Source organism: Roseateles cavernae (genome assembly GCF_040187885.1).
In the GTDB taxonomy this organism is placed as follows: Bacteria; Pseudomonadota; Gammaproteobacteria; order Burkholderiales; family Burkholderiaceae_C; genus Roseateles_E; species Roseateles_E cavernae.
Genome location: NZ_JBDPLH010000026.1, coordinates 1 through 5,677 on the forward strand (window position 1 = coordinate 1; position 5,677 = coordinate 5,677).

Genomic DNA, 5,677 nt, shown 5'->3' on the forward strand with positions numbered 1-5,677 from the left:
ATAATCTCGCTTCTGTGCTGATCACTGATCGGTGCCAGACAGGGGAAAGAAGCCCGGTGGGTTTTGAGTAGATTGTTTGAAGTTCTTTAATAATTCACAGCCGATAAGCGTGGGCGTTTGAAGGTGAGTTTTGATGCTCGGTGACGAGTATCAAGTCTCTTAGACTTTAAACGCTCACGGAAATTAAGATTTGAACTATGCAAATGGTTTAAGTCGATTCCGTTGAGTAAATCAAGATCGAACTGTAGAGTTTGATCCTGGCTCAGATTGAACGCTGGCGGCATGCCTTACACATGCAAGTCGAACGGTAACAGGTTAAGCTGACGAGTGGCGAACGGGTGAGTAATATATCGGAACGTGCCCAGTTGTGGGGGATAACTGCTCGAAAGAGCAGCTAATACCGCATACGACCTGAGGGTGAAAGCGGGGGATCGCAAGACCTCGCGCAATTGGAGCGGCCGATATCAGATTAGCTAGTTGGCGGGGTAAAAGCCCACCAAGGCGACGATCTGTAGCTGGTCTGAGAGGACGACCAGCCACACTGGGACTGAGACACGGCCCAGACTCCTACGGGAGGCAGCAGTGGGGAATTTTGGACAATGGACGCAAGTCTGATCCAGCCATGCCGCGTGCGGGAAGAAGGCCTTCGGGTTGTAAACCGCTTTTGTCAGGGAAGAAACGGTCTGGGTTAATACCTCGGGCTAATGACGGTACCTGAAGAATAAGCACCGGCTAACTACGTGCCAGCAGCCGCGGTAATACGTAGGGTGCAAGCGTTAATCGGAATTACTGGGCGTAAAGCGTGCGCAGGCGGTTATGCAAGACAGATGTGAAATCCCCGGGCTCAACCTGGGAACTGCATTTGTGACTGCATGGCTAGAGTACGGTAGAGGGGGATGGAATTCCGCGTGTAGCAGTGAAATGCGTAGATATGCGGAGGAACACCGATGGCGAAGGCAATCCCCTGGACCTGTACTGACGCTCATGCACGAAAGCGTGGGGAGCAAACAGGATTAGATACCCTGGTAGTCCACGCCCTAAACGATGTCAACTGGTTGTTGGGAGGGTTTCTTCTCAGTAACGTAGCTAACGCGTGAAGTTGACCGCCTGGGGAGTACGGCCGCAAGGTTGAAACTCAAAGGAATTGACGGGGACCCGCACAAGCGGTGGATGATGTGGTTTAATTCGATGCAACGCGAAAAACCTTACCTACCCTTGACATGTCAGAGATCCCGAAGAGATTTGGGAGTGCTCGAAAGAGAATCTGAACACAGGTGCTGCATGGCCGTCGTCAGCTCGTGTCGTGAGATGTTGGGTTAAGTCCCGCAACGAGCGCAACCCTTGTCATTAGTTGCTACGAAAGGGCACTCTAATGAGACTGCCGGTGACAAACCGGAGGAAGGTGGGGATGACGTCAGGTCATCATGGCCCTTATGGGTAGGGCTACACACGTCATACAATGGCCGGTACAGAGGGCTGCCAACCCGCGAGGGGGAGCTAATCCCAGAAAACCGGTCGTAGTCCGGATCGTAGTCTGCAACTCGACTGCGTGAAGTCGGAATCGCTAGTAATCGCGGATCAGCTTGCCGCGGTGAATACGTTCCCGGGTCTTGTACACACCGCCCGTCACACCATGGGAGCGGGTTCTGCCAGAAGTAGTTAGCCTAACCGCAAGGAGGGCGATTACCACGGCAGGGTTCGTGACTGGGGTGAAGTCGTAACAAGGTAGCCGTATCGGAAGGTGCGGCTGGATCACCTCCTTTCTAGAAGAGATCGAGCCACGGTTGAGTCACTAGTGACTGAGCATGAGCGAGATCCACATGACTCATTTTTAAGCGCCCACACTTATCGGCTGTAATTCAACTGCAAGAGTGAATAAAGCGTGAGCCTGCCGAGCTGGCCTGGTCAGTGAGAGACGGGGCAAGCGAGACTGAGACGGGCCATGCGAAATAACGCGTGGGTCTGTAGCTCAGTCGGTTAGAGCACCGTCTTGATAAGGCGGGGGTCGCTGGTTCGAATCCAGCCAGACCCACCACGGATTTGAAAAGATCCCGGGGGATTAGCTCAGCTGGGAGAGCACCTGCTTTGCAAGCAGGGGGTCGTCGGTTCGATCCCGTCATCCTCCACCATTCACTCTGAACGATCTGGTTGACAAACCAAAGTATCCACAAGCTGAGAAGAGTTGTGGTTGTTCTGGTTTGTCAGTCAATATTGGCTGTTGTTCTTTAACAATTTGTAGAGTCGAATCAGCGCTGCTAGCGGAAAGCGAGATCTCGTAAAGGGGATTGAGCACCGTGCCGCTAGTAGCATTTTGATTGCGTCAACATAGACTTCAACTGAGCAAGAAATTGTTTAGGTATGAAGAACGGCGTAACGCGTGAATACTCAATAACGTATGGACCGATGAAACGGGTCTGTACGAGTTCTTGACCGACAGTGCAGTCAGCGCTGTCAAAGTTATAGGGTCAAGTGACTAAGTGCATGTGGTGGATGCCTAGGCGATTACAGGCGACGAAGGACGTGATAGCCTGCGATAAGCTTCGGGGAGCTGGCAAATTAGCTTTGATCCGGAGATTTCCGAATGGGGAAACCCACCCCGCGAGGGGTAACGCATACTGAATACATAGGTATGCGTGGCGAACCGGGTGAACTGAAACATCTCAGTAGCTCGAGGAAAAGACATCAACCGAGATTCCGAAAGTAGTGGCGAGCGAAATCGGAGTAGCCCTTGCGTTTTAGCAGTTGGCATATCAGAACGGAATGGAAAGTCCGGCCATAGCGGGTGATAGCCCCGTATGAAAAATGTTGATTGTGGAACTAAGCGCAAATAGAGTAGGGCGGGACACGTGAAATCCTGTCTGAATATGGGGGGACCATCCTCCAAGGCTAAATACTCGTAATCGACCGATAGTGAACTAGTACCGTGAGGGAAAGGCGAAAAGAACCCCGGGAGGGGAGTGAAATAGATCCTGAAACCGCATGCATACAAAAAGTAGGAGCCCGCAAGGGTGACTGCGTACCTTTTGTATAATGGGTCAGCGACTTACATTCAGTGGCGAGGTTAACCGAATAGGGAAGCCGTAGAGAAATCGAGTCCGAATAGGGCGAATTAGTCGCTGGGTGTAGACCCGAAACCAAGTGATCTATCCATGGCCAGGATGAAGGTACCGTAACAGGTGCTGGAGGTCCGAACCGACTAATGTTGCAAAATTAGCGGATGAGCTGTGGATAGGGGTGAAAGGCTAAACAAACTTGGAAATAGCTGGTTCTCTCCGAAAACTATTTAGGTAGTGCCTCAAGTATTACCATCGGGGGTAGAGCACTGTTATGGCTAGGGGGTCATGGCGACTTACCAAACCATTGCAAACTCCGAATACCGATGAGTACAGCTTGGGAGACAGAGCACCGGGTGCTAACGTCCGGACTCAAGAGGGAAACAACCCAGACCGCCAGCTAAGGTCCCCAAAATTGGCTAAGTGGGAAACGAAGTGGGAAGGCTAAAACAGTCAGGATGTTGGCTTAGAAGCAGCCATCATTTAAAGAAAGCGTAATAGCTCACTGATCGAGTCGTCCTGCGCGGAAGATGTAACGGGGCTAAGCCAGTTACCGAAGCTGCGGATGTGCAATTTATTGCACGTGGTAGGAGAGCGTTCTGTAAGCCTGTGAAGGTGGGTTGTGAAGCCTGCTGGAGGTATCAGAAGTGCGAATGCTGACATGAGTAGCGTTAAAGGGGGTGAAAAGCCCCCTCGCCGAAAGCGCAAGGTTTCCTACGCAACGTTCATCGGCGTAGGGTGAGTCGGCCCCTAAGGCGAGGCAGAGATGCGTAGCTGATGGGAAACAGGTAAATATTCCTGTACCGATCTGTAATGCGATGTGGGGACGGAGAAGGTTAGCTCAGCCGGGTGTTGGATGTCCCGGTTCAAGCGTGTAGTCGTGCTCTTTAGGCAAATCCGGAGAGCTTAGATGAGGCGTGATAACGAGTCTGCTTGCAGACGAAGTGAGTGATACCCTGCTTCCAGGAAAAGCCACTAAGCTTCAGTTACAGATTGACCGTACCGCAAACCGACACTGGTGCGCGAGATGAGTATTCTAAGGCGCTTGAGAGAACTCTGGAGAAGGAACTCGGCAAATTGACACCGTAACTTCGGAAGAAGGTGTGCCTCTAGTCAGTGAACCATTTACTTGGGGAGCTAAATGAGGCCGCAGAGAATCGGTGGCTGCGACTGTTTATTAAAAACACAGCACTCTGCAAAGACGAAAGTCGACGTATAGGGTGTGACGCCTGCCCGGTGCTGGAAGATTAAATGATGGGGTGCAAGCTCTTGACTGAAGTCCCAGTAAACGGCGGCCGTAACTATAACGGTCCTAAGGTAGCGAAATTCCTTGTCGGGTAAGTTCCGACCTGCACGAATGGCGTAACGATGGCCACACTGTCTCCTCCAGAGACTCAGCGAAGTTGAAATGTTTGTGATGATGCAATCTCCCCGCGGAAAGACGGAAAGACCCCATGAACCTTTACTGTAGCTTTACATTGGACTTTGAACAGATCTGTGTAGGATAGGTGGGAGGCTTTGAAGTAGGGACGCTAGTTTCTATGGAGCCAACGTTGAAATACCACCCTGGTGTGTTTGAGGTTCTAACCTTGTCCCGTTATCCGGGATGGGGACAGTGTATGGTGGGCAGTTTGACTGGGGCGGTCTCCTCCCAAAGTGTAACGGAGGAGTTCGAAGGTACGCTAAATACGGTCGGAAATCGTGTTGATAGTGCATTGGCATAAGCGTGCTTGACTGCGAGACTGACAAGTCGAGCAGGTACGAAAGTAGGACAAAGTGATCCGGTGGTTCTGTATGGAAGGGCCATCGCTCAACGGATAAAAGGTACTCTGGGGATAACAGGCTGATACCGCCCAAGAGTTCATATCGACGGCGGTGTTTGGCACCTCGATGTCGGCTCATCTCATCCTGGGGCTGTAGCCGGTCCCAAGGGTATGGCTGTTCGCCATTTAAAGAGGTACGTGAGCTGGGTTTAAAACGTCGTGAGACAGTTTGGTCCCTATCTTCCGTGGGCGCTGCAAGATTGAGAGAGCCTGCTCCTAGTACGAGAGGACCGGAGTGGACGCACCTCTGGTGTATCGGTTGTCACGCCAGTGGCATCGCCGAGTAGCTAAGTGCGGAAGAGATAACCGCTGAAAGCATCTAAGCGGGAAACTCGTCTCAAGATGAGTCTTGCCGGGGCCTTGAGCCCCCTGAAGGGTCGTTCGAGACCAGGACGTTGATAGGCTGGGTGTGGAAGCGCAGTAATGCGTTAAGCTAACCAGTACTAATTGCCCGTGAGGCTTGACCCTATAACTTTGATTGTGCTCGAGCTTTTAAAAGCTTGGCTGTCAAAGAGAACAGGTTGAGTAAACACAAGTTATGCTGTTCTTCAGAAGTCTGAATTGAACGCAATCAAAATACAAAGCTGATTCGACGCGCAGTACACCAAAACTTGGTATACTGCGCAGCTCTACAAATTGGGCCTGTTGTTCACCTCGGAACAGCAAGCCAACCAGTTAAGCCTGATGACCATAGCGAGTTGGTCCCACTCCTTCCCATCCCGAACAGGACAGTGAAATGACTCAGCGCCGATGATAGTGCGGATTCCCGTGTGAAAGTAGGTCATCGTCAGGCTAATATCC

Annotated in this window: 2 tRNA genes and 3 rRNA genes; all 5 read left to right on the forward strand. The window is 51.6% G+C overall.

What is annotated here, in order from left to right:
• Positions 1-239 precede the first annotated feature (239 nt).
• The 5 genes from ABGI63_RS25545 (at position 240) to rrf (ending at position 5,669) form a co-directional block, all read left to right on the forward strand.
• Positions 240-1,763: ribosomal RNA gene (locus ABGI63_RS25545) — 16S ribosomal RNA — on the forward strand.
• 195 nt (positions 1,764-1,958) lie between these two features.
• Positions 1,959-2,035: transfer RNA gene (locus ABGI63_RS25550), tRNA-Ile, on the forward strand.
• Between the two features lie 18 nt (positions 2,036-2,053).
• A tRNA-Ala gene (locus ABGI63_RS25555) sits at positions 2,054-2,129 on the forward strand.
• Positions 2,130-2,463: 334 nt separating this feature from the next.
• A 23S ribosomal RNA gene (locus ABGI63_RS25560) occupies positions 2,464-5,344 on the forward strand.
• Positions 5,345-5,556: 212 nt separating this feature from the next.
• Positions 5,557-5,669 (forward strand): 5S ribosomal RNA (rrf, locus tag ABGI63_RS25565).
• The 16S, 23S and 5S rRNA genes sit together here with 2 tRNA genes alongside, the layout of an rRNA operon.
• Positions 5,670-5,677 lie beyond the last annotated feature (8 nt).